Here is a 22,134-nt window from a genome sequence, read left to right on the forward strand (position 1 = left end):
ATCAGTCGAAATGCTTGCGAATTGTAAAGAAGACCATACGCGGAGCACCAGCCTGTAGCGTCTGGAAGGTCCCCGAGGGGTCGGAATTGACGAAGCCATTGCTTCCGACTGTTGCCACATAACGCTTGTTGAACAGATTGGTGACGTTGATCTGAGCATCCATGCCACGCAGGAACCAGTTCTGGCTCTGGAAACGATAGCCAACGTTCAGGTTGAAGATCGCATTGGCCGGCACAGAGGCATCGTTGGTGTAGGTGTAGTAGCGCTTGTCCTGAAACTGCATCAGGACATTGCCCCAGATCGCGCCATCATCATATCCGAGTTCCACATTGGCGAGATTGGACGGCATCCCGACTGTGTGCTTACCCTTGATGCGCGCAGAGACCACGCCGTCTGCGTAAACATTGTTGTCATACAGGGAGTTGTTGAACGCGTAGGATGCAAAGAGCGACCAGTTGCGGGCAAATTTCCAATTTGCAGCAACGTCCACGCCGCGCGCTGTTACACCGCCAACATTGCTCAGAACCGACGCATTGCCCTGAATACCAACACCCTGCGTCACAGCCAGAAGCCGGTTTTGGAACTCGACATAGTAGCCTGTGACAGATGCCTGGAATGTATGGTTATGGAAGCGATATCCCAGCTCCTCAGTATTGGACATCTCCGGCTTCAGCTTCTTTTGAAGCACTTCGAAGCCAGCCGTCGTTGTGGAGAACGGGCCTGATGTCTGCGCGCTATCGAAAGCTGCCATGTTGCGAGCGAAATCAGCAAAGATTTCGTTATGCTGGTTAATGCGGTAGTTCGCACCAATCTGCGGCAGGAAGCCATTCGAGGCGCTCAGGGAGCCTGATGGATAGGTCGTGCCGGTTGGCGTACCCATCAGGTTGCCGCTGAGGGCGCGAGCAGAGTTGTCCACGATCAGGGACTTGAACCCGTAAGTCAGCTTCAGCGCTGGCATAATCTGCCAAGTATCGCCCAGGTGGACCTGATAAGTCTTGGTATTAAATGTGCTCTGCCACTGGGTGTAGAAGGAATTGCCCTGATACCAGTGAATGGATGACGGAGATCCGCTGTCCTGAAGCGGGTAGAAACGCCGCGCCTGCTCAAAATTGTTATTTTCGAACCAGAAGCCCCAGTCGATCGTGTGGTTAGCAATCTTGTAGCTCAGACCACCGATAAAGCCTGCACGATGAATGTCATATTCCGTAGTCCGGGTCGTAAGCGGAGAGCCACCAAGAGCCGCGGGGGTGGCGAGATAAGGCGTGACCCATGCGCCCTCACCCGTATTGGTGTGGCCATATCCGGTCACGAAGCCTTTAAGGCGGCTCGTAATGTCAAAATCCAGACGGCCATATCCCATCGCATCTTCACGCAGGCCTGCTGCGTTGTAGTAAACCGTGTCCTGATCCTGAACGCTTGAGGGGAAAGCTGTGCCCGTCTGGTAAGCCGTAGCAATTTGCTTGGCGAGAGCATAATTCCCCGTAATATTGTCGAGATTATATCCATACTTGCTGATCTGAGCGAGCGAGAGATCCTGGTAATCGTTTTCCTTACGCTTGGACCAGTCTCCATAAACCGTAAGTTTTACATGCTCTCCAAAGGGCTGAATGTACTTTGCATTCGCCTGATCCTGCACCTGAACGCCATCACCCTTCCACTTGTTGGCATCCTGATGGTTATAGGACACGTAGAAGCGACCGCCACCCTTCAGCTCTCCGCTGTTAATACGGGCAAATGTGCGCCAGGTCGAAGCAGAGCCAATCGTTCCCGCAACATCCACGCCAAATTTCTTTGTGGGATCAACAGACGTGAACTGAAGAGCACCGCCCAGATCGTTGGATGCTGTCACACCAAGAGCACCAGCGCCCTGTGTCAGGGTTGATGGCCCGTTATTTTCAGTTTGAAGGGCCCGCCCGATCGAAAGGCCGTTATCATTACCATAAGCAAGATTGCCGAGCGGAATACCGTCCATTGTGAAGCCAAGACGGCTCTGGTCAAAGCCTCGGATAACAATCTGCTGAGACCATTCGTAAGATCCCAAGGGATCAGACGACGTGAACATGACGCCCGGCAGTTTCGAGAGTGTCTTGAACGGGCTGGTTCCCGGCGTCATCTCCTGAATGGCACGGCGCGACACGGTTTGTGTTTCGCGAGCGGCGCCCGCTCCGAGAACGACAACGGATTCCGACGTTGTTGCTTCTACAGGCTGTGCAACCGTCTTTTTTGCTGATGCTTTCTTAACCTGCACACCCGACGGAGCGGCCTTGCGGGCAGATTGTGACGGGCTCAGATCATCTGCAGAGGCAGACTGTACACCGGAGAAGACGAAAACGCCGCTCAGGCAAGTCGTCAGTGCAAGCATCAGCTTCATCAATGTATTCCTGCAAAGGGCACGGCACTGCCCGTGAATTCGCGGGAACGTTATGCAGACGGTTCATTTGTGTCTTGTGATCGTTTCAAGACATTGCCACACCACTTTAACAATTTGCAGTTCACCTACAAAAAAGGACCTGCCTCACGGCAGATCCTTCTTGAATACTATCTTATTGTGAAATTGACGATCAGGCGAGAATATAGAAAAGGATCGCCGAGACAGTGATCGTTACAGGCAGTGTAAACAGCCAGGCCAGAGCAATCTTGGTCAACATGTGCATGTTGATCCCGGAGCCTGAGGCAACCATGGTTCCAGCCACACCAGATGTAATGATGTGCGTGGTGGAGACCGGAAGGCCCGTGTAGCCAGCCGTCATGATCAGGCCTGCGCCAACAACTTCGGAAGCAGCGCCCTGTGCAGGCGTAAGGTGTGCCTTGCCAATGCCCTCACCCAGTGTCTGAACAATCCGGCGATAACCGATCATTGTTCCCACGCCCAGGCAAAGTGCACTCAGCAGTCGAACCCAGAACGGCGCATATTCCACTGTGGGGCGAAGCTTCTTGGCCAGAGATCCGGCTTCTTTTTTCTGCTCGTTGGATGCAGCAGGATTGGACGCTACGGAACGCAGGCCAGACAGAACCTGATAGATGTCCCCGCGTGTTTCAGCCGGGCTAGCATGAATTTCCGCGCCCTTTTCCAGTCGATCAATCGATGCAAGGGCATCAGATTTGAACGAATAACGATCAAATTCAGCAACAAGCGGGCGAGCAGCCTGCACGTCCTGACGAATGATATCGTACTGCACCGGCACCTGAGGGTTCAGGGCAAACGTCGCTGGCATCAGACCGATGATCGTCAACATGATCAGGCCAATGCTCTTCTGCCCATCATTGTTACCATGCGAGAAACTGACCAGCGTGCAGGTGGTGACCAACAGAGCACGAACAACCGGGTTCGGCTTGTGATGCGGCTCAGGGCGCTGATAAAGGGCCGGGAGATGCACGAATTTTCGGATAATCAGGAACAGAATGCCTGCCCCAATAAAGCCGAGCGGCGGAGACACGGCCAGCGTCGTCAGGACCTTCCAGATCTGGTTCCAGTCCACGCTGTGCCCCAGGTCACGGGCATGCAGGAAGGAGTCACCAATGGCGATGCCGACCAGAGAACCAATCACACAGTGAGAGGAAGAGTTCGGAATACCGAACCACCATGTAAGAAGGTTCCAGGCAAGAGCTGTACCAAACAGGGCGACCAGCATTGGAACTGCCGGATTTCCATTCGGCGGAGACAAAACATCCGGCGGCAGCAACTCTACGAGCGTGTAAGCAACGGCAATACCGCCGAGCAACACACCCAGAAGGTTCATCAGGCCGGACCAGACAACCGCAACCTTCGGTTTGAGGGAATTCGTGTAAATGACTGTCGCAACAGCATTTGCGGTATCATGGAAGCCATTGGCAAATTCAAATACGCAGACCAGCAGGAAGCAGATCCCAAGCGCAATGATTGACCATGTTGACTCTGGGGCGAAGTGCAGCATTCCGGATGCCATCTCCAAATAAAGGTATGTCTAATCTGGTAGCTGTTTCGGTAATTTTACTAAAGATCCCGGGAACTTCTTTCATGAAAGTTTCATCACACCTTGAAACTGGTTTTTATTTAACCGAACCATAATATTTCCCCGTCCTTTCATCCGTTATGGTGCCATTGGCTCTGTCGCCTGCTTCACCCAGAAGGCTTTCCAATGAACCAGCCCACGAAAAAGCAGCCTCACGAACTCTGGCGGGAAACACTCATGACCGCCTGGAACGACCGGATCGGGCAGGACAAAAGTTCTGGCCTCCACCTCCTGTTTGCCAGTACAGAACAGGCTGACAAACGCCGTACTTCCCAGTCTCACCAGAGAAGCTAGATTTCTGCCTGCATGACTTTACGTTCAGCTCTCCTCCTCACGACGTTCATTCCGTTCCTGCTTGCTCCGGCTCAAGCCGCGGAAACGCAGGCTCCGGAGCCTGCAACGCCAATTCGCCATCTTGTTGTGATCTATCAGGAGAACGTCTCCTTTGATCATTACTTCGGAACATATCCGTCCGCAGCGAACCCTGCCGGAGAGCCCGCTTTTCATGCCGCGGCAGAAACCCCAAAGGCCAATACGCTCATCGCGGCTGACCTTTTGTTGAAAAACCCCAATACGCGCGCTGAAAACGGCCGGGATGCAGCTCTGCCCTTCCGTCTGGACAGGACACAAGCCAGCACCGCCGATCAGAATCACGCCTATACTGCTGAGCAACAGGCTTATCATCATGGCCTGGCAGACCTGTTCCCTCTTCACACCGGTCGCGGCGCACCTGGTGGCGTCGGAGCATTTTCAACACGCGGGCAGGTGATGGGTTATTTTGACGGTAACACTGTCACAGCCCTGTGGAACTACGCTCAGAATTTCGCCATGAGCGACGCCGCCTATACGGACACATACGGTCCTTCCACTCCGGGTGCTCTGGAAGTGGTTTCCGGACAAACCAACGGCATGAAGATCGTCAAAAGCTCTCAAGGACGGTCCACCCTGACAGTCCAGTCTCCGTTCATTCCGGACGGACAAGGGGGCTGGACGATGGTCAACGATATCGACCCTGCTGGAGATGTCTGTTCCGTCCCGACCGAACAGGTCATGATGACGAGCAAAAACATCGGTGACCTGTTGAACAACAAGCATCTGACCTGGGGCGGCTTCATGGGCGGCTTCGATCTGACTGCTCGCAACCCTGACGGCACGACAGGCTGCAACCGCCAGACCTACTCATCTGTCGTGGCCCAAAATGTGGTTGACTATATCCCTCACCACAACTGGTTTCAGTATTACGCCAGCACATCAAATCCGACACATGCGAGACCATCCTCTCTCGCCGTCATTGGCCGTACTTTTCAGCAGGACGGTATCCACCGGGACCCGGCCAACCATCAGTATGACCTAAAAGACTTCTACAAAACTGTCGCTGCAGGAAACCTTCCTGCTGTATCCTTCCTGAAAATGCCAGCTTTTCAGGATGGCCATGCCGGTTACTCGGACCCACTGGACGAGCAGCATGGCGTGGTAGAGGCCATAAATCTTATTCAGCACAGCCCGCAATGGCACGATACAGCCATCATCATCGCCTATGATGATTCCGACGGCTGGTACGATCATGCCTATGTCACGCCGACGCATGGCTCCTACGATAATCCGGCAGATCAGCTTAACGGCCCTGGCCGCTGCGGGACAGCCCCGGCTCCGAGCGGAGTTTCGGGTCAGCCTGTAAACGGCCGTTGTGGCCCAGGAACAAGAACACCGCTGATCGTTCTATCTCCATGGGCTAAACCTAACTACGTCAGCCATATCCAGATTACCCAAAGTTCCATCACGCGCTTTATCGAAGATAACTGGCTTCAGAGTCAGCGCCTTGGACAGGGATCATTTGACGCAGATGCTACTGATCTGTCTGATCTGTTCGACTTCAAGCAAACCCCGCACCTCACACCCGTTTTCCTGAACCCTGAGACAGGCGAACCTGTCAAACAGGCTCCTGTTACACCGCTTTGACCGTTTCACTCCGTTCTTTCACAGTCGTATTGGCTGGCGGCCTGATGTCCGCAATGCTGGCCAGTCAAGCCGTCGCTTCGGATCAATGTTTGCCAACCCGGGACGGCAGCAATCCATGTCCAGTTGAATTACATCGGCCGGCTCATGCCCCTCTTTCCGAGATGGCGAAGATCGGGCGTGAAATCTTTCACGACCCCCTCTTCTCGGGCTCAGGACGTCTATCCTGTGCATCCTGTCACAGCCCAAAACATCATTACGGGCCTTCCGGTGCTGCTTCCGTGTTTCTGGGAGGCCCAACACTGGCAAGCCATGGCCGCAGAGCCATTCCTTCCCTGACATATCTGGAGCATGTGCCAAATTTCAGCATTGGCCAGGATAATCCAGAAAGTGAGACTGCTCCCGTTCTGGCTTCGGCAGCACCCGATGCTAATCGGTCACCGAAGAATGCAGCCGCGTCCCCAACGATCAGTATGGTGCCTCAAGGAGGAATGTTCTGGGACGGTCGGGCCGATACGCTCCAGCAGCAGGCTTCCGGCCCCCTTTATGATCCGGCTGAAATGGCCTCTACCCCGGAGATTGCGTTTCATCGGCTTGAAAATGCCAAGTACATCCAACGGCTGAAGGCTCTAGGCGGTCCTGCGACTGACGCATCCCCTGACCTGCTGCTGTCTGAAGCCTTATTTGCTCTAGCGCGCTACCAGATCGAAGATCCGTCTTTTCATGCCTATGACAGCAAGTTCGACGCCTGGCTTGAAGGGAAAGCCCGTTTCACACCGGAAGAGAGTACTGGATATCGGCTCTTCAACGATCCGACAAAAGGCAACTGCGCAGCCTGTCATCTGGATCGTCCGCTTCCCGGTAATCTCCCACCACTTTTCACGGATCGCCAGTACGAAGCACTGGGCGCCCCGCGCAATCAGGCTTTGATGGGGCCGTACGACACAGGGCATTTCGATCTGGGATTGTGTGAAGTCATGCCGGGAGGCGCCGAGACGTCATCGGCCTATTGCGGTATGTTCGCCACGCCAACTCTCCGCAATGTGGCAGAACGCAAGGTCTTCTTCCATAATGGCGTGTTTCATGACCTTCATCAGGTTCTGGATTTCTACGTCCTGCGAGACATCCACCCAGAGCGCTTCTACAGCCGTGACACACACGGCCATCTTCAGGTTCCGGACGATATCCCGCCCCAGTATCGCTCCAACCTTGATCGCACGGACGCACCGATGGATCGAAAATCAAATGACCTGCCTGCCCTGACACCTCAGGAGCGCAGTCAAATCATCCAGTTTCTAAAGACACTTACGGACGGATGGTCTCCCACCCGTCCGTCACCTCTTACTTCTGGCTATCAGCCGTCAGGCCGCGATGCGCCAGCATCGGCTCAATATCCGGGTCTTTCCCGTAAAATGCACTGAACATCGGGCCGTAATCCATCGTGTGCCCTTTGGACAGGATCATGTCGCGGAAACGCTGACCATTCTCACGCGTCAAGCCACCATGCTGCGTGAACCAGGCAAAGGCATCCTGATCCAGCATTTCGGTCCACAGATACGCATAGTATCCGGCAGAATAGCCATTGGACCAGATATGCAGGAAGTAGCTGGAACGATAGCGCGGTGGCACGTTGGCCACGTCCAGTCCCATGCTGTTCAGGGCATCAGCTTCAAACTTGTCCACATCCTGACGTGGTGCTGACGCCGGGAGAGCATGCCATTTCATGTCCAGTTCTGCTGCAGCGACGATCTCACCCAAGGCGTAGCCCTGATTGAAACGGGCAGCCTTCTTGATCTTGGCGACCAGTTCCTGCGGCATCGGAGCGCCAGTCTTGTAGTGCCGAGCGTAATGGGAGAGCACTTTCGGATCGAGCGCCCAGTTCTCGTTAAACTGAGACGGAAACTCAACGAAATCCCGTGCGACACTGGTCCCTGAAATCGAAGGATATGTCTGGCTGGCAAACAGTCCATGCAAGGCATGCCCAAACTCATGGAACATGGTCGTCACATCATCAGACGTGATGAGCTGCGGCTGACCTGGTGCGGCCTTTGTGAAATTGGCTACGTTGTAGATGACCGGCTTCGTGCCCAACAGCGTGGACTGACCAACGAAGTTGGACATCCATGCGCCGCCGGATTTGGTATCACGCTTGAAGTAATCAAAATACATCAGGCCAAGCTGTGAACCATCCTTATCAAAAACCTCAAACACCATGACGTCAGGGTTATAAACCGGGATGTCAGTGCGCTGTTTGAAGGTCACTCCGTAAAGCTGGTTGGCAGCAAAGAAAACACCGTCTGTCAGAACGGTCTTCAGTTCGAAATATGGCTTCACTTCATCCTGGTTGAGCGCATACTTCTCATGACGCACCTGCTCCGCGTAACGGCTCCAGTCCCAGGGCTTCAGTGTGAAGTTCTCACCATCCCGATGGATGGCATCCTGAAGGACACCAGCTTCCCGCTTCTGTTCAGCTGCAACCGCAGGAACAAGCTGCTTCATGAAATTTTCGGCAGCTTCCGGCGTCTTGGCCATCTGATCATACAGCGTGTATGCCGCAAAGCTCGGGTAACCAAACAGAGCCGCCTTCTGCGCACGAAGCTGGGCGAGTTCTGAGATTGTGGACCGCGTATCGTTCTTGTCGCCCTTCTCCGCACGGTTCCAGCTCTGATCGAACAAGGCCTGACGCGTTTCACGCTTGCTCAGGTTTTCCAGCGCTGGCTGCTGCGTTGTGTTCTGGAGCGGCAGAACCCACTTACCGGAAAGCTTGCGGCTTTCAGCATCTTTCTGCGCGGAGGCGATCGTCCCGTCATCCAGTCCTGCAAGCGCCTCCTTGCTATCAACGACGAGAGCCCCATTTTTTGCAGCGGCAATCAGCTTCTGCTGATAGGCAGATTCAAGATTAGCAAGTTTCGTGTTGATGGCCCGCAGCTTGACCTTGTCCGCTTTGGAAAGCTGGGCGCCCGCATGGACGAACTGCTGGTAATAAACATCCAGAAGCTGCGCCTGCTCGGCATTCAGATTCAGGCTTGCGCGAGCATCGTAGATTGCCTTTACGCGCGTAAACAGCCGCTCATTCAGATAGACTTCATCTTCATGCTGAGACAGACGCGGCGCTTCACGGCTTTCAACCTTGTCCAGTTCGGCATCACTGTTGGCTTGATAAACACCAAAGAACGTCTCCTGCACACGATCCAGCAAGCGACCAGACTTCTCCATGGCGACAATCGTGTTCTCGAATGTCGGAGCGGCCTTGTTGTTGGCAATCGCTGTGATCTCGCGCAGATGATCTGCCATACCGCGCTCAAAAGCGGGCGCGTAGTCACTGTCCTTGATCAGGTCAAAACGGGGAGCCTGATAGGGGAGCGTGCTGGCGCTGAAGAACGGATTTTCTGCGGCAGCATGTGCTTCAGTGCCAACGAGCGCGGCAAACGAGAGTGCAAAAGCCGCTCTGGTCCAGAGGTTGGAAGTCATTGAAAAGTCCTGACTGCTAAACGTTATGGCGACTGTATTGAAGAAGCCGCATAACGTCCAATCTCTCGGTCTCGTCAGCCCTTTACGGGAAACAGCTTGGCTCCCCACTCGTCCACACTGTCGCCACTACTGAAGGCTGGATCAATCAGACCATCTACCATGAAGGTTGGCGAGACATGAATGCCATTCTGGCGACCGTAACGAGCATGCCATTTGACTGCTGCCGTCACCTCGGGACGAACAAAGGCCTCAGCAAGCGGGACGCCGCTATAAACCTCGATACGCCGTAGAATGTCTGCCGGTGTAGCGTCCATATTCGGTCCACGGCAGTGATCGGTAAATTCGAACTCTTCCCGATGATCTGCAACAGCCATCATGACGGCTAAGGCAGCATCCCGGCCTTCGTCCAGCGAAGACGCAGCCAGAATGGCCCGTACAATGACGCCGGAGAACATATGCCACGGTTGGGACTGGAGCCGCACGCGAACCGTCAGGCGGTCTTGCCCCGCAAGTTGAAGGAGATCTGGTATTTTGCGTAGGGTCTTGACGGAAAATGGGCAGGTCGGTTCCAGAAAGACTTCAAGAACCTTGGGTCCTGCGCCCCATTCCAAAGCAGAAAGCTGGAACGTCATGTGTCTGTTCTCCCTCTCAATCATCAAGCCGGATGCGACGATTGCGTTTGATCCCGGCCCTATGGGCTTTGCCATCCAGTCGGCGCTGCCGCGCTCCTTTTCCGGGGCGTGTCGGCACCCGGTAGGCCTGTCGATGCGCGGCTTCACGGATCATTTCTGCCAAACGCTCGATAACGTCTTCCCGATTGCGTAACTGCGTCCGAAAACGCCGCCCGGTCAGAACGATTTCCCCATCCCGGGTCGCACGACTTCCCGCAATTTCTAAAAGACGGGTTCGTATCCGCTCTGAAAGAACAGCAGAACCGGAGACATCGAAACGCAATTGCGCGGCAGTTGCAACCTTGTTGACGTTCTGACCACCTGGGCCAGACGCCAGAATATACGTAACTCTTAGGTCCTCTTCCCGCAGGGACAGGCCGGGCATGACTTCAACACTCATCCCTCTTCCATACCACACGGACGGATGAACGTGCGACAGTCAGTTAGCTCGCTGAGACGCTGTTCTGCTGTCTCCAGACCCGCGGAGAGACCCCGAACCAGCGTCTAAACGCACGGCTAAAAGCACTAGTTTCAGTATATCCAAGGAGAGACGCAATCTCACTGACATCTTTGTTCGGGTCTGCCAGATATCGCAACGCATCGATCTGACGTGTCTCATCCAGGAGCCCGGAATATGAAAGGCCGAGTTGGGCAAGTCTGCGTTGAAGGGTCCAGGGCGAAAGAGACAGTTTTTCCGCCACATCAGAAAATTCAGAGCCGCCCTGCCGCATCGACTTTCGGACCTGAACCATAACCTGTTCTTTGAGGCTTTGCCCTGAATCAGGCACCGTATGCCCTGCCCCTCGCGCCAACGTCACAAGTGAAGATTTCATCACCTGTAGCAAAGCGGCATCAGCGCCTGGCATGGGCTTTTTCAGCCCCTCTTTCCGGAACACCAAAGCATTCATCCCGGCAGAAAAGCGTATATCGGCCTGAAACGCTTCTCGATGTTCAGACGCCTGTTCCGGTTGCTCGTGAGCAAAAAGAACGGCCTGCGGGCACCAGTCCGCACCAAGACCAGCCCTTAAAATATTGGCAAACATGCCCATCGTCAGCTCGGCATCATGACGTTTGTCCTGAATGGCCGTGTCTGCGATCATATATTCGAGCCGGACATGATCACCCGCTTCAACAAACCGTGTAATGGTCTGGGCCTGATGGTACCCGAAATAAGTCGCCAGATTCTGCGCCGCCTGCCCCACTGTTTCTGAACAAAGCGCGATGTAACCAATGAGCCCGAGTTGCCTCGGTCTGAACTGTTGCCCGAAATGCAGACCGATGTTTCCGTCGTGCGTATCTGTTTCGGCTTCGGAAAACAGACGGCAGTACGCACCCAGATTCAATGCATCTGTCGGCATGGCGAATTGATGCGTTGAAAGACCCGACCGCCCAGCGATCCGGTCCATGTCTCCGCCTTGCTCCGTAAGGAATTTTTCCACACCGGTAGCGGCGGCCGCCAGGACATAGACATCTGATCCGGAAGACTTGGGAAAGGATGACATGGCGTCTTCCTGTTGCTGCTCACTTGACACGAGTGTTGGGCGCATTGTCGTCAAATGTCAAAATGTTGTTGTTTCGGGTCAAGTCAAACTCGGTCCGAAAGAGATATAATTGCGATAACGGACAAAACCTTGATTCTCCCAAATGCGACTTTCGGGATGAGCAACGGCAGAGGACTCTGGCCATGGCTTACAGATGCACCCTGCGAGGGGAACAGTACACCTTTGATGATCTGAAGACGCTGCTGGCCAAAGCGTCTCCTGCCCGCTCTGGTGATGAACTCGCGGGCCTATCTGCCTCTTCCGATGCTCAACGCGTTGCCGCCCGTTACGCTCTCGCAGACCTCCCCCTCGACACATTCCTGAAATCAGAACTCATCCCTTACGAAAGGGATGACGTGACGCGCCTGATTCTGGATACACATGACCAGAACGCCTTCTCCCGGCTCTCATCGTTGACTGTTGCTGGCTTCCGGGACTGGCTGCTGTCCGAAGACGCCACGACAGAAGCACTGGCAGCCACAGCTCCAGGCATCACACCGGAAATGGCCGCTGCCGTCAGTAAGATCATGAGAAATCAGGATCTTATGACAGTGTCGCGCAAGATCCGCGTCCTCACAAAATTTCGCAACACCATCGGCCTCGAAGGTTGTCTGTCCACACGTCTGCAACCCAACCATCCTACAGATGATCTGAGGGGTATTGCCGCTTCTACGCTTGATGGTCTTTTGCGCGGCATGGGCGATGCCGTCATTGGCATCAACCCGGCGACAGACAGCGTCTCCAATGGTCTTGCCTTGCTGGAGATGCTGGACCATGCCCGCCAGCGCTATGACATTCCCACACAGACATGCGTTCTGACGCACGTCACCAACACGCTCGAAATCATGAATCGTGGCGGCGCGGTTGATCTCGTGTTTCAGTCCATCGCAGGCACCCAAAAAGCCAATGAAGGTTTCGGAGTTAGCCTCTCAATTCTCAAGGAAGCCCATGAGGCCGCCCGAGCGCTGAACCGCGGTACGACTGGCAACAATGTCATGTATTTCGAGACGGGTCAGGGCGCTGCACTGTCCGCCGATGCCCATCACGGCGTTGATCAGCAAACCGTGGAAGCCCGCGCCTATGCTGTTGCTCGCGCCTATGACCCCCTTCTCGTCAATACCGTCGTTGGGTTCATCGGGCCGGAGTATCTGTATGATGGAAAGCAGATCATCCGTGCGGCGCTTGAGGATCATTTCTGTGCGAAATTGCTGGGCGTCCCGATGGGATGTGACGCCTGCTACACCAATCATGCCGAAGCGGATCAGGATGATATGGACAACCTGATGGTTCTTCTTGGAGCTGCCGGGATCACCTTTCTGATCGGGGTGCCCGGAGCTGATGACATCATGCTCAATTACCAGAGCCTGTCGTTCCACGACCTTCTGAGCCTTCGGAAGCTTCTGGGCCTCAAGCCCGCTCCGGAATTTTCTGGCTGGCTGGAAAAAATGGGCCTCTATGATCCGCAAACGGAGCGCATGCTGGATATTCCACCCGGCCAGACCCTTCTTGGTGAAATGGCGCGCTGACCATGACGGATGATCGCAACGCGCCCTCCGCCCCACTGCACACAGCAGACCTCTGGCAGGATTTGCGGCGTCTGACCCGTGCCCGGATCGGCTTGGGTCGCACCGGAAACGCGTTGAAAACCGGGGATGTGCTCGATTTTCAGGCCTCTCATGCTCAGGCCCGCGACGCGGTCCACACACCTTTGGACGTTTCAGCCCTGACAGCGACTTTAAGGCCTGAGCCCTATCTGATCGTCCATAGCCGCGCATCAGACCGGTCCACTTATTTGCGTCGCCCCGATCTTGGCCGCCGGCTGGCCCCAGAAACGCTCGGCACTCTCACAAAAGGAGACTGGGACGTGGTGTTCGTCGCGGGCGATGGCCTGTCTTCTTTTGCAACCCAGCAAAACGCCATCCCGCTCTTTCAGGCCATGAAGAGCCGCCTTCCGGACTGGAAAATCGCCCCGCTGGTTATTGCGACACAAGCACGCGTCGCTCTGGGGGACGACATTGCCGCCAGTCTCGGAGCGAAAATGGTTGTGATGATGATTGGCGAGCGACCCGGTCTCAGCGTCGCGGATAGTCTGGGCGTGTACCTGACATATGCGCCTTTTGTGGGCTGCCCGGATTCAGCACGGAATTGCCTCTCCAACATTCATGCTCATGGCATGACCATCCCGGCCGCTGCGACAAAGCTGGCCTGGCTCATGCGTGAAGCCCGCCATCTGAAATTCACTGGCGTCGGCCTCAAAGACGCGGCGCCAGATGCCCCTCTGATTGAAAACACCACTCCCACCCTGGAAAAGGACAATGACCAATGAGCACTGCTCCGACGCATCTCAACAAGTCCCTTAGTGCGTTTCATCTCTGGGGAATTGCGGTTGGTCTCGTCATTTCGGGTGAATATTTTGGATGGAGCTACGGCTGGGCAACAGCAGGAACGTTAGGTTTTCTGATTGCCACAGTCTTTGTCGCGCTCGTTTATACCAGTTTCATTTTCAGCTTCACGGAACTGACATGTGCCATCCCGCAGGCAGGGGGCCCGTTCGCTTACAGCCAGCGTGCGCTTGGCCGCTGGGGTGGTTTGATTGCGGGTCTGGCCACACTGGTTGAATTCATTTTCGCACCGCCAGCCATCGCGCTTGCCATCGGAGCCTATCTGAACGTTCAGTTTCCTCATCTGAACCCAAAGGTGGCAGCACTGGGCGCCTATATCGTCTTCATGGCGCTCAATATCGTGGGGGTCCATATTGCCGCCACGTTCGAACTGTTCATAACAATCGCCGCAATCATAGAACTGCTGGTATTCATGGGCGTCGTTGCTCCCGCTTTTTCATGGGACAATTTCCTGCACGACGGATGGGGCGTTGCCCCACATTTCGGACTGGAGGCCATGGGTGGCATCTTCGCGGCCATTCCTTTTGCCATCTGGTTCTTTCTGGCGATCGAAGGCGTCGCCATGGCGGCTGAAGAAGCCAGCAATCCTCGCCGATCCATCCCCATCGCTTACGTTGCGGGTGTTCTGACGCTGGTCGCACTAGCTTTCGGCGTCATGGTATTCGCTGGTGGTGCGGGAGATTGGCATGCTTTGGCCAACCTGAATGATCCCCTGCCTCAGGCGATGAAGCATGTTGTCGGCGCACATAGTGGCTGGTTGCATATGCTGGTCTGGCTTGGTCTGTTTGGACTTGTAGCGTCTCTGCACGGAATCATCATGGGATATGCGCGCCAGATTTTCGCAATGGCGCGGGCTGGCTTTCTGCCCGCTGTTCTCGGCAAGGTGCATCCCCGCTGCCACACACCCTACACCGCGACCATTGCCGGTGGCGTTATTGGCATTGCTGCCATTTTCTCAGATGACGTTATTTCGATCCACGGCCAGTCTTTGACGGCAACGCTTGTCACCATGGCCGTCTTCGGGTCCCTGACGATGTACATTCTCAGCATGGTAAGCCTGTTTCGCCTACGCCAGACGGAACCAGATCTTGCACGCAGTTATCGTGCACCGCTCTACCCCGTTCTTCCGGGCGTTGCCTTGGCAGGCGCTGTGATCCTTCTGGTTGCCGTCACGTATTACAACCCAGAAGTCTGCCTGATTTACGTGGCCTTCATGACGATACTGAGCCTCTTCTTCATGCGAAAATACCAGAACGGGCAGAAGCAGGCAGCGTCAGAAATCTGATCCGTTTTTCCTCACGACCCTTCCGAAACCTTCAGGAACGGAATTTCGCGTGTCAAAAAAACACGTCATGGCAGTCTTTTGTCTGCTGGCCGGAACCGCCCTGCCGTCCTTCGCCTATGCGCAGGCGGCGGCCTCTTCAAATACGACTATCACGCCAAACGGCACGCCCAATCCCAATCACCCGACACCGCCGCCAACAGCATCACATACGAACGATGCCGGAGACCCTGATCTTCCGGCGTTGAAAGCCGGAAATCTTTTCTCTCCCAAAGCAGGACGTCCCCTTACCTATTGGGATGGGCTGGTCGGACATCTCACGGTCGAAGCTGGTATCAGCGGGAACCCGTGGACGAGATCTGGACGGAATTTCGGGCAGTTTTATCTGGATCGTGCGAATACCGTGACCCTTAACCAGATCATGGGCTCTCTCTCGCATCCCGTCACCTCCATCGGAAGCGGTTACGGGATCGGGTTTGTCGTAGAGATGATGTACGGATCTGACTCACGTTTCGACCCAACGATCGGAATGGGCGACGGTACAATTAGCGGCTTGTATCAGTGGGCACCGACACAGGCCCATATCGACATCCACACGCCCTGGATTTTCCATCACGGCATCGATTTCCAGGCCGGTCAAATGTACGGCCTGATGGGCGCTGAAGGCACACCAGCCCTCGCCCGTCCGTTCTATTCTTTCAATTACGCTGCCGACTATATCGTTCCCTTCGAGACGGTAGGCGTCGTGGCCACGATGCATTTAAGCCATCACATGGACTGGATCCTTGGCATAGATGCAGGCAATTCCACAACCTTCGGAGGCGCTGGAAACAACAGCAGACCCAAAGGCTACTTTGGCTTTGCCTGGAATAATCTGATGGGCGGCAAGCTGAATGTCCATGCCATGGGCCATTTCGGCCCGCAGGCAAATAATGGTCGCACGATCGTCTCACCCGCCGGGTGGAATAGTGCGGGCATCGGGCGATCCGCCAACGATCTCATGCAGTATAACGCGGACCTTCTCGCCACTTATCACGTGACAGATGCCCTGTCCGTCATGGCAGAAGCCCTCTATCTGCACGACGATGCGTCGCGCGACGATGCTTATGGCGTTTCTTCATATCTGTCGTGGGACATCCGGCCATCCCTCACACTTAACGTCCGAGGTGAGATTTTCCGAGACAACACTGGCGGCATCATCAACCAGTATTCCAGCGACATGTCCTACACAAACTCGCTGAGAAACCGCCCGTTCGAGTATTATAACGCCCTGCCGACCACATACGGAGACCTGACAGTCGGGGTGGCGTACCGGCCTAGCTTCATCAACCGACATCTGGGTCCAGCCAGCCTGGCCGTCCGACCTGAAATCCGTCTGGACAAATCCCTGAATGGAACACACCCCTTCAATCAATCCGGCACAGTCTCTTCCAGAACGGTGAATAACGGGATGAACAACATGCTGTGGTTCAATCTGGATGCTGTCCTGAGTTTCTGATCTGCCACACCTTCCCTTTCAAAACAGAGGAACATGCAAAACTTCTTGACAGGTTATGCGCGTTTATGACGGTTTGCGCGTGTTTTAATCCGTTTCGGAGAAAGTCCCATTCTCAAGGACGAACGTCTCAGCCACATTCGCGCCCGTCTGCGAAGCCACGGGCGTGTTGTCGCGGCTGATCTGGCTACTGAATGGACCGTCCCGGTCGATATGATCCGGCGCGATTTACGTGAGCTCTCTGAAGCAGGAGAATGTCGTCGCGTTTATGGCGGTGCACTACGGCTACAGCCCAATGCGTCTCATATCCGGGCGAGAATGGGCGAAAAAGTTCCGCTGAAGAACGCCCTCGCACGGCAGGCCGCAACGCTTTTCAAGCCCCTGCAGGTTGTCTTCATCGACACTGGCTCAACCAATATTGCGCTGGCTGGATCGCTTCCCCGCGATACACCTTTGACTGTGGTCACATCCAGTCCCGCCGTTGCTGTTGCTTTGAGCGACGCAGACCAGATTGAAACCATTATGATTGGCGGACGTCTGGAAGGAACAACGGGTGGCGTGACAGGTTCGGTCGCCGTCCAGGCTCTTCAGCATTACCGTTTTGATCTCTGCTCTTTGGGCGTCTGGGCCATTTCCGCCGAAGGACCAAGTGTCTGGGATCATGAGGAAGCCGCCTTCAAACGTGAGGTTCTGAGCCGGAGCGAAAGCGTGGTGATCATGGCCGAAGCAAGCAAGATCGGGTCCGGGGGGCGCTTCCCTGTTGCCCCTCTTGAAACTGTCCAGACCCTGATCGTTACCGATGATGCCCCAACAGACGAACTCACCCGCATGACTGCCTCTGGCGTCACCATTATCAAGGTTCCAGTCCATGACTGATCCCACTACCGAGACATCACGTCCCGCCCAACGGGATCTTATCCTTATCCTCGGGCTGCTGACCTGTCTCGGTCCGCTTAACATCGACATGTACCTGCCGGGTTTCCCCAGTATCGGGCATGATTTCCACGCTGGAGAGACCGCGGTTCAGTTCAGCCTGACCAGCACCCTGATCGGGTTGGCTCTGGGACAGCTCATGGTGGGCCCGTTCAGCGATTCACGTGGCCGGAAAGGGCCGTTGCTAGCAGCGATGGCGCTTTTTGCGCTGTCATCCCTGTTCTGCGCCATTTCATCCAGCATCACAGCGTTCATCGTTGCCCGCTTTCTTCAAGGCCTCACAGCATCAGCCGGACTGGTTCTGTCCCGGGCGGTGGTGCGAGACGTGTTTAATGGACCGGAACTTGCCCGCTTCTTTTCCCGACTCATGATCATCAATGCTGTCGCCCCTATGGTGGCACCAATGATGGGTGGAGCCATTCTGGCCCTGCCATCAGCAACATGGCGCACCATGTTCTGGTTCCTGACAGGCTTCGGCGTCGTGGCGCTAGGTCTCGTCGGCGGGCGCCTGAATGAAACGCTTGAATTACACCGTCGCCTCCCCAATTCAGCACGCTCGACGCTAGAGACATTCCATAGTCTATTGACGGACCGGGAATTCATTGGGCATGCGTTGACTGTGGGACTGATCCATGGCGGCAGCTTTGCCTATGTGGCCGGTACGCCGTTCGTCTATCAGGACATCTACGGCGTCTCGCCCCAGACATTCAGTCTTCTGTTTGGAATCAATGGTCTGGCACTCGTCGGGGGGAGCTGGCTGATTGGCCGTGCAGGCAGCATGGCGCGAACCAATACAATGCTTCGGGCATCTGTGATCTGCATCACCACCGCAGCCGCACTCATCACACTTATCGCGACACTGAAAGGACCGCTCTTCCTGTTAGTGGCAGCCATCTTCCTTTACATGATGTGCATCGGCATGATTTTGACGGCCACATTTGTTCTCGCCATTGCCAAGCAGGGCCACCGTGCAGGAAGTGCGAGTGCCATCCTTGGCTCTCTCAACCTCCTGGTTGGCGGCGTTGCTGCTCCTCTCGTCGGACTGAGCAAAACCAGTGCCTTACCGATGGGACTGGTTCTGTTCTTTACCTCTCTTGCAGGCTTGCTGACCTGCTTTCGCATGACCTCAAGCCATCAGGACGAAACGCCCTGATGGTCGACATATCCGTTCAGGCCTTTTGAAGGCCTGGGTTGCCACGCTCAACTGCAAAACTGGCGTAGGTTGAGAGCTGCCCGTCGTGATTGCTCACCTGATCCAGAGTTTTAAGATCTGCTCGCCAGACATCCCGGCCAACATCACACAACACATAGCCACGCTTGTCTGTCGTTGCCTTAAGATGCGGGTTTTCACGCCGAACCGACTGGCTATGGGCGTCATTATCCCCCACGCCATCACCGCCTGACGAAATGGACGTCGCCAGAAATTCCACCGACACTGGCTTCTGCTTGGCGGGATCAATCACGAGATTACCCGCATAATGCCGATGTGCGTCGCCTGTCACGTTGACCACGTTTCCGGGGCAGTGCTCTCCGATGAACTGAAGCAGTCTGTTACGGCTATGCATATAACCGGACCACTGATCCATACTGTAAAGCAGCTCCGAATGGGCTGACTTGCGGTGAGCAAGATCCATAACCATGACCTGATGCGCCAGCAGGTTCCACCGCGTGTCAGACTGTCCCAGCCCGTTGAAAAGCCAGGCCTCCTGCTGTTGTCCCATCATGGTACGTTCGGGTGACCAGACATCCGGTCCCTGCGGAACGTCTTTATCACCATAAGCCTGATCGCTCCGGTACTGACGGGTATCCAGCACGAACGTATTCATCAGATCACCAAAGCGGAAGCTTCGGTACATCTGCATGTGACTGGCGTCCGGAAGAGAGCTGATACGAAGGGGCATATGTTCGTAATAGGCCTGCATGGCGGATGCCCGACGCAGACGGAAAATATCCGCCGGAGTACCGTCCTGATCGGTATCCCCTGCCCAGTTATTATCAACTTCATGATCATCAAAGCTCACCAGCCAGGGGGCAGCGGCATGAGCAGCCTGTAGATCCGGGTCAATTTTGTACTGCGCGTAACGGCGGCGATACTCGTCGAGGGAATAGATTTCTGGCCCGATGTGCCGACGGACCGCCGTAAATGGCTTTCCATAAACGGTGTGTACACCTGCGCCGATATCGGCTCCTTCGTAAATATAGTCCCCGTAGTGGAAAACAAAATCGACGTTCTCGTTCGCGATAGCCCGCCAGGCACTGTAATATCCAAATTCGTAGTGCTGACACCCTGCGGCGGCGAACCTTACACGCTGCACGCTTGCACCGGGCATCGGCAAAGTACGGGCACGACCTATCGGGCTCTCATGTCCGGCAATATGGAAACGATACCAGTAAGGCCGATCTGGAAGGAGCCCATCAACTTCAACATGAACGGAATGAGCGAGTTCTGGGTGAGCAATGGTTTGCCCCGACCGCAGGCGTGTTGAAAAACGCTCATCCTCGCTGATTTCCCAGTCCACCAGAACGGGCTTCAGGCGCTTCATTCCTCCTGCCTCTTCCAGCGGGTGCGGCGCAAGGCGTGTCCATATTACGCAACCGTCTGGTGCCGGATCTCCGGATGCTACACCCAACTGAAAGGGCGATGCATCAAACTCAGGAGTTTTGTCCAGATTATGCGGGGCGGCAGCAGACAATTGCTTCAGGCGGTAGGAAAACAGGAGCCCGGCTCCCAGACCTGTCAGTACCCGTCGGCGGTTTAAAAGCATGATGAAAAATCTTTCGCTGAAATCGAGCGGTCGCACTCTTTCCAAGACAGCGAATGAGAGCGTTTGCCCATGCCTTTCAGCCTCTTTTCATGAAACTGTCACAGACCCACCCCGCCAAAATCCGTAATGGAGCGCTTCAGGCAGTCCATCTTTAAAACAGGATGATAGAAGCTTTGGCGGAAAACTGGTTTCCCTGTCAGCAGGAATGGCTGCGCCTTTGCCGCCGCATCAAGAGCCTGACGCATCGCGACGATGCGGAAGATCATCTGCAGACGGCGCTGGCGAATTATTATGAACGCGCCAAAGACGACGTGACGCATCCGGAGGCATACATCACCAGAAGTGCGCTCAACCTGCATCTCAATGATTTGAAAAAAGCCTCATCGCGCCTACAATCTTTCAGCGATGATCGGGATATTACATTAGAAATAGAAGATCCTGGGCCATCCCAGGAAGACGTTTATGCGTCAGGCCAAAGAATGGATCGCTTTCACGAGGGTTGCAGACAGCTTCCCGAAAAGACAAGGCAGGCCTTTCTTCTCAATCGTGTTGAAAAAATGAAGTATCGGGAGATTGCTTTAACGCTGGGAATGAGCGAAAGCAGCGTGGAAAAGCATATTGCAAAAGCCCTTGTCTTCCTTGCTTCCTGGATGGACCATTAATGCCCTCCGAAAAGCAGTTCGCAGTTCGGGAACAGGCCGCCCTCTGGATTGCGCGCCTGCACGCTGATGATTGTAACGACACGGACCGTGCCCGCTTTGTACAGTGGATGCGTGAGGACACCTGTAACGCCAATACTTTTGAACTCCTGACGGATTACTGGGAGCTTGGCGGCGGCGTTCAAACACAAAGCATTCCTGCAACGCCCGCAAAACGCTCAGATACGCATGGTTTTCCGTTAGGGCGTAGAAGTGCACTGGCCCTTGCCTCAGCTGCGCTCATAGCACTTGTGCCGATGAACAAGACTGCTCGGGCATCCCGTGTTCTGCAGGCATCGACTGGGCATACTCTGCGCATTGCATTGCCTGATTACGGCACATGTCTTCTGGATTCAGGAAGCCGAATGACGCTGTCTGAAGATGGGCACCGCGCGAGACTGGAACACGGACAAGTGCTGCTTTCCCCTGAAAGCCCATCAGATTTTCACCTCTCAGTTCGAAACGTCACAGTTCGGCTCTCACGACAGACCTCAGCGAATGTCCGCATGGAACAGAACTGCACAGACATCACGGCGCTTCGGGGCAGGATATTGCTCCGAAGCGGAACAACTGCCGCGCGTGATATCTGGATCCGCACGGGGCAGCGCTTTCGCATCGCCCAGAATGGTGCGGTAAGCATCGATTATCCCAACATCGAAGCGCTTCTTTCCTGGCAAACCGGACGTCTGATTTTTCGCAATACGCCTCTGCAGGAGGCTGTTTCAGAAATCCGACGGTATAGCCAACGTCAGATCATCCTGGCGTCGCCAACTGTTTCAAATATGCGGTTAAGCGGGGTTTATTTTATGTCGCAGGGCGAGATGTTTTTGCGGATGCTTCCGCGCCTTCTTCCCTTGACGCTCCAGGAACAGGGAAACGTTTTCATCTTTCGTGTTTTATGACGGTTTCATGAAAACCGTTGAACAAT

General features: G+C 55.0%; 19 protein-coding genes. 11 read left to right on the forward strand and 8 right to left on the reverse strand.

Annotation, left to right across the window (positions count from 1 at the left end; genetic code table 11):
• Position 1: 1 nt before the first annotated feature.
• Together ABDK75_RS08025 and ABDK75_RS08030 are read right to left on the reverse strand one after the other, a co-directional pair.
• A complete protein-coding gene (locus ABDK75_RS08025) occupies positions 2-2,371 on the reverse strand; it encodes a TonB-dependent receptor domain-containing protein (protein ID WP_346005491.1) in 2,370 nt (789 codons plus the stop codon).
• A gap of 190 nt (positions 2,372-2,561) precedes the next feature.
• Positions 2,562-3,914, reverse strand: a complete 1,353-nt coding sequence (locus ABDK75_RS08030; protein ID WP_064274565.1) for an inorganic phosphate transporter — start codon at positions 3,912-3,914, stop codon at positions 2,562-2,564.
• 204 nt (positions 3,915-4,118) lie between these two features.
• Here ABDK75_RS08030 and ABDK75_RS08035 point away from each other — a divergent pair, with 204 nt between their 5' ends.
• From ABDK75_RS08035 to ABDK75_RS08045, 3 genes are all read left to right on the forward strand, one after another.
• Positions 4,119-4,286, forward strand: coding sequence for a hypothetical protein (locus tag ABDK75_RS08035; protein ID WP_157091186.1), 168 nt, complete (start codon positions 4,119-4,121; stop codon positions 4,284-4,286).
• 12 nt (positions 4,287-4,298) lie between these two features.
• Positions 4,299-5,951 carry an alkaline phosphatase family protein gene (locus tag ABDK75_RS08040; protein ID WP_346005492.1) on the forward strand — a complete coding sequence of 551 codons (1,653 nt, stop codon included), beginning with the start codon at positions 4,299-4,301 and terminating at the stop codon, positions 5,949-5,951.
• A gap of 161 nt (positions 5,952-6,112) precedes the next feature.
• Positions 6,113-7,369, forward strand: coding sequence for a cytochrome c peroxidase (locus tag ABDK75_RS08045; protein ID WP_346005845.1), 1,257 nt, complete (start codon positions 6,113-6,115; stop codon positions 7,367-7,369).
• Here ABDK75_RS08045 and ABDK75_RS08050 read toward each other — a convergent pair.
• The 4 genes from ABDK75_RS08050 to ABDK75_RS08065 form a co-directional block, all read right to left on the reverse strand.
• Complete coding sequence (locus ABDK75_RS08050) at positions 7,290-9,419, reverse strand: M3 family metallopeptidase (RefSeq protein ID WP_099212880.1); 2,130 nt, start codon at positions 9,417-9,419, stop codon at positions 7,290-7,292. The genes ABDK75_RS08045 and ABDK75_RS08050 overlap by 80 nt on opposite strands.
• A gap of 74 nt (positions 9,420-9,493) precedes the next feature.
• The gene (locus ABDK75_RS08055) at positions 9,494-10,051 is read right to left on the reverse strand and encodes a thioredoxin (protein WP_346005493.1); all 558 of its coding nucleotides are present in this window, start codon (positions 10,049-10,051) and stop codon (positions 9,494-9,496) included.
• 16 nt (positions 10,052-10,067) lie between these two features.
• Positions 10,068-10,490: an alternative ribosome rescue aminoacyl-tRNA hydrolase ArfB gene (gene arfB / locus ABDK75_RS08060; protein WP_211503025.1), complete on the reverse strand. Its 423-nt coding sequence runs from the start codon at positions 10,488-10,490 to the stop codon at positions 10,068-10,070.
• Between the two features lie 43 nt (positions 10,491-10,533).
• Positions 10,534-11,592: an AraC family transcriptional regulator gene (locus ABDK75_RS08065; protein WP_346005494.1), complete on the reverse strand. Its 1,059-nt coding sequence runs from the start codon at positions 11,590-11,592 to the stop codon at positions 10,534-10,536.
• Between the two features lie 182 nt (positions 11,593-11,774).
• Here ABDK75_RS08065 and ABDK75_RS08070 point away from each other — a divergent pair, with 182 nt between their 5' ends.
• From ABDK75_RS08070 to ABDK75_RS08095, 6 genes are all read left to right on the forward strand, one after another.
• Positions 11,775-13,157, forward strand: coding sequence for an ethanolamine ammonia-lyase subunit EutB (locus tag ABDK75_RS08070; protein WP_346005496.1), 1,383 nt, complete (start codon positions 11,775-11,777; stop codon positions 13,155-13,157).
• 2 nt (positions 13,158-13,159) lie between these two features.
• Positions 13,160-13,957 carry an ethanolamine ammonia-lyase subunit EutC gene (gene eutC, locus ABDK75_RS08075; protein ID WP_339407836.1) on the forward strand — a complete coding sequence of 266 codons (798 nt, stop codon included), beginning with the start codon at positions 13,160-13,162 and terminating at the stop codon, positions 13,955-13,957.
• A complete protein-coding gene (gene eat / locus ABDK75_RS08080; protein ID WP_346005497.1) occupies positions 13,954-15,318 on the forward strand; it encodes an ethanolamine permease in 1,365 nt (454 codons plus the stop codon). Before eutC ends, eat begins: the two co-directional genes overlap by 4 nt.
• A gap of 67 nt (positions 15,319-15,385) precedes the next feature.
• On the forward strand, positions 15,386-16,813 hold the full coding sequence (locus tag ABDK75_RS08085; RefSeq protein ID WP_408874429.1) for an outer membrane beta-barrel protein: 1,428 nt from the start codon (positions 15,386-15,388) through the stop codon (positions 16,811-16,813).
• A gap of 135 nt (positions 16,814-16,948) precedes the next feature.
• Positions 16,949-17,686 carry a DeoR/GlpR family DNA-binding transcription regulator gene (locus ABDK75_RS08090; protein WP_339407944.1) on the forward strand — a complete coding sequence of 246 codons (738 nt, stop codon included), beginning with the start codon at positions 16,949-16,951 and terminating at the stop codon, positions 17,684-17,686.
• Positions 17,679-18,896, forward strand: coding sequence for a Bcr/CflA family efflux MFS transporter (locus ABDK75_RS08095; protein WP_099212871.1), 1,218 nt, complete (start codon positions 17,679-17,681; stop codon positions 18,894-18,896). Before ABDK75_RS08090 ends, ABDK75_RS08095 begins: the two co-directional genes overlap by 8 nt.
• 16 nt (positions 18,897-18,912) lie before the next feature.
• Here the strand turns inward: ABDK75_RS08095 and ABDK75_RS08100 are convergent, their stop codons facing one another.
• Both ABDK75_RS08100 and ABDK75_RS08105 read right to left on the reverse strand, forming a co-directional pair.
• On the reverse strand, positions 18,913-20,508 hold the full coding sequence (locus tag ABDK75_RS08100) for an alkaline phosphatase (protein WP_099213043.1): 1,596 nt from the start codon (positions 20,506-20,508) through the stop codon (positions 18,913-18,915).
• A 98-nt stretch (positions 20,509-20,606) separates the two neighbouring features.
• Positions 20,607-20,828: a hypothetical protein gene (locus ABDK75_RS08105; protein WP_244591206.1), complete on the reverse strand. Its 222-nt coding sequence runs from the start codon at positions 20,826-20,828 to the stop codon at positions 20,607-20,609.
• On the opposite strand from ABDK75_RS08105, the gene ABDK75_RS08110 reads away from it, so the two are divergent.
• Positions 20,745-21,170, forward strand: a complete 426-nt coding sequence (locus tag ABDK75_RS08110; protein WP_237390003.1) for an RNA polymerase sigma factor — start codon at positions 20,745-20,747, stop codon at positions 21,168-21,170. The two genes, ABDK75_RS08105 and ABDK75_RS08110, sit on opposite strands and share 84 nt — an antisense overlap.
• Positions 21,170-22,108 carry a DUF4880 domain-containing protein gene (locus tag ABDK75_RS08115; RefSeq protein WP_346005499.1) on the forward strand — a complete coding sequence of 313 codons (939 nt, stop codon included), beginning with the start codon at positions 21,170-21,172 and terminating at the stop codon, positions 22,106-22,108. The genes ABDK75_RS08110 and ABDK75_RS08115 overlap by 1 nt, the downstream gene beginning before the upstream one ends.
• The last annotated feature ends 26 nt before the right edge of the window (positions 22,109-22,134 follow it).

The organism is Gluconobacter sp. OJA (assembly GCF_039638325.1).
Taxonomy (GTDB): Bacteria; Pseudomonadota; Alphaproteobacteria; order Acetobacterales; family Acetobacteraceae; genus Gluconobacter; species Gluconobacter cerinus.

Coding starts and splice junctions, on each gene's coding strand:
- ABDK75_RS08050 (WP_099212880.1), bottom strand. CDS start 9,419: ATGACTTCCAACCTCTGGACCAGAGCGGCTTTTGCACTCTCGTTTGCC.
- ABDK75_RS08035 (WP_157091186.1), top strand. CDS start 4,119: ATGAACCAGCCCACGAAAAAGCAGCCTCACGAACTCTGGCGGGAAACA.
- ABDK75_RS08045 (WP_346005845.1), top strand. CDS start 6,113: ATGGCGAAGATCGGGCGTGAAATCTTTCACGACCCCCTCTTCTCGGGC.
- ABDK75_RS08030 (WP_064274565.1), bottom strand. CDS start 3,914: ATGCTGCACTTCGCCCCAGAGTCAACATGGTCAATCATTGCGCTTGGG.
- ABDK75_RS08040 (WP_346005492.1), top strand. CDS start 4,299: ATGACTTTACGTTCAGCTCTCCTCCTCACGACGTTCATTCCGTTCCTG.
- ABDK75_RS08025 (WP_346005491.1), bottom strand. CDS start 2,371: ATGAAGCTGATGCTTGCACTGACGACTTGCCTGAGCGGCGTTTTCGTC.
- ABDK75_RS08070 (WP_346005496.1), top strand. CDS start 11,775: ATGGCTTACAGATGCACCCTGCGAGGGGAACAGTACACCTTTGATGAT.
- eat (WP_346005497.1), top strand. CDS start 13,954: ATGAGCACTGCTCCGACGCATCTCAACAAGTCCCTTAGTGCGTTTCAT.
- ABDK75_RS08100 (WP_099213043.1), bottom strand. CDS start 20,508: ATGCTTTTAAACCGCCGACGGGTACTGACAGGTCTGGGAGCCGGGCTC.
- ABDK75_RS08105 (WP_244591206.1), bottom strand. CDS start 20,828: ATGCGTCACGTCGTCTTTGGCGCGTTCATAATAATTCGCCAGCGCCGT.
- ABDK75_RS08085 (WP_408874429.1), top strand. CDS start 15,386: ATGGCAGTCTTTTGTCTGCTGGCCGGAACCGCCCTGCCGTCCTTCGCC.
- eutC (WP_339407836.1), top strand. CDS start 13,160: ATGACGGATGATCGCAACGCGCCCTCCGCCCCACTGCACACAGCAGAC.
- ABDK75_RS08065 (WP_346005494.1), bottom strand. CDS start 11,592: ATGTCATCCTTTCCCAAGTCTTCCGGATCAGATGTCTATGTCCTGGCG.
- arfB (WP_211503025.1), bottom strand. CDS start 10,490: ATGAGTGTTGAAGTCATGCCCGGCCTGTCCCTGCGGGAAGAGGACCTA.
- ABDK75_RS08095 (WP_099212871.1), top strand. CDS start 17,679: ATGACTGATCCCACTACCGAGACATCACGTCCCGCCCAACGGGATCTT.
- ABDK75_RS08055 (WP_346005493.1), bottom strand. CDS start 10,051: ATGACGTTCCAGCTTTCTGCTTTGGAATGGGGCGCAGGACCCAAGGTT.
- ABDK75_RS08115 (WP_346005499.1), top strand. CDS start 21,170: ATGCCCTCCGAAAAGCAGTTCGCAGTTCGGGAACAGGCCGCCCTCTGG.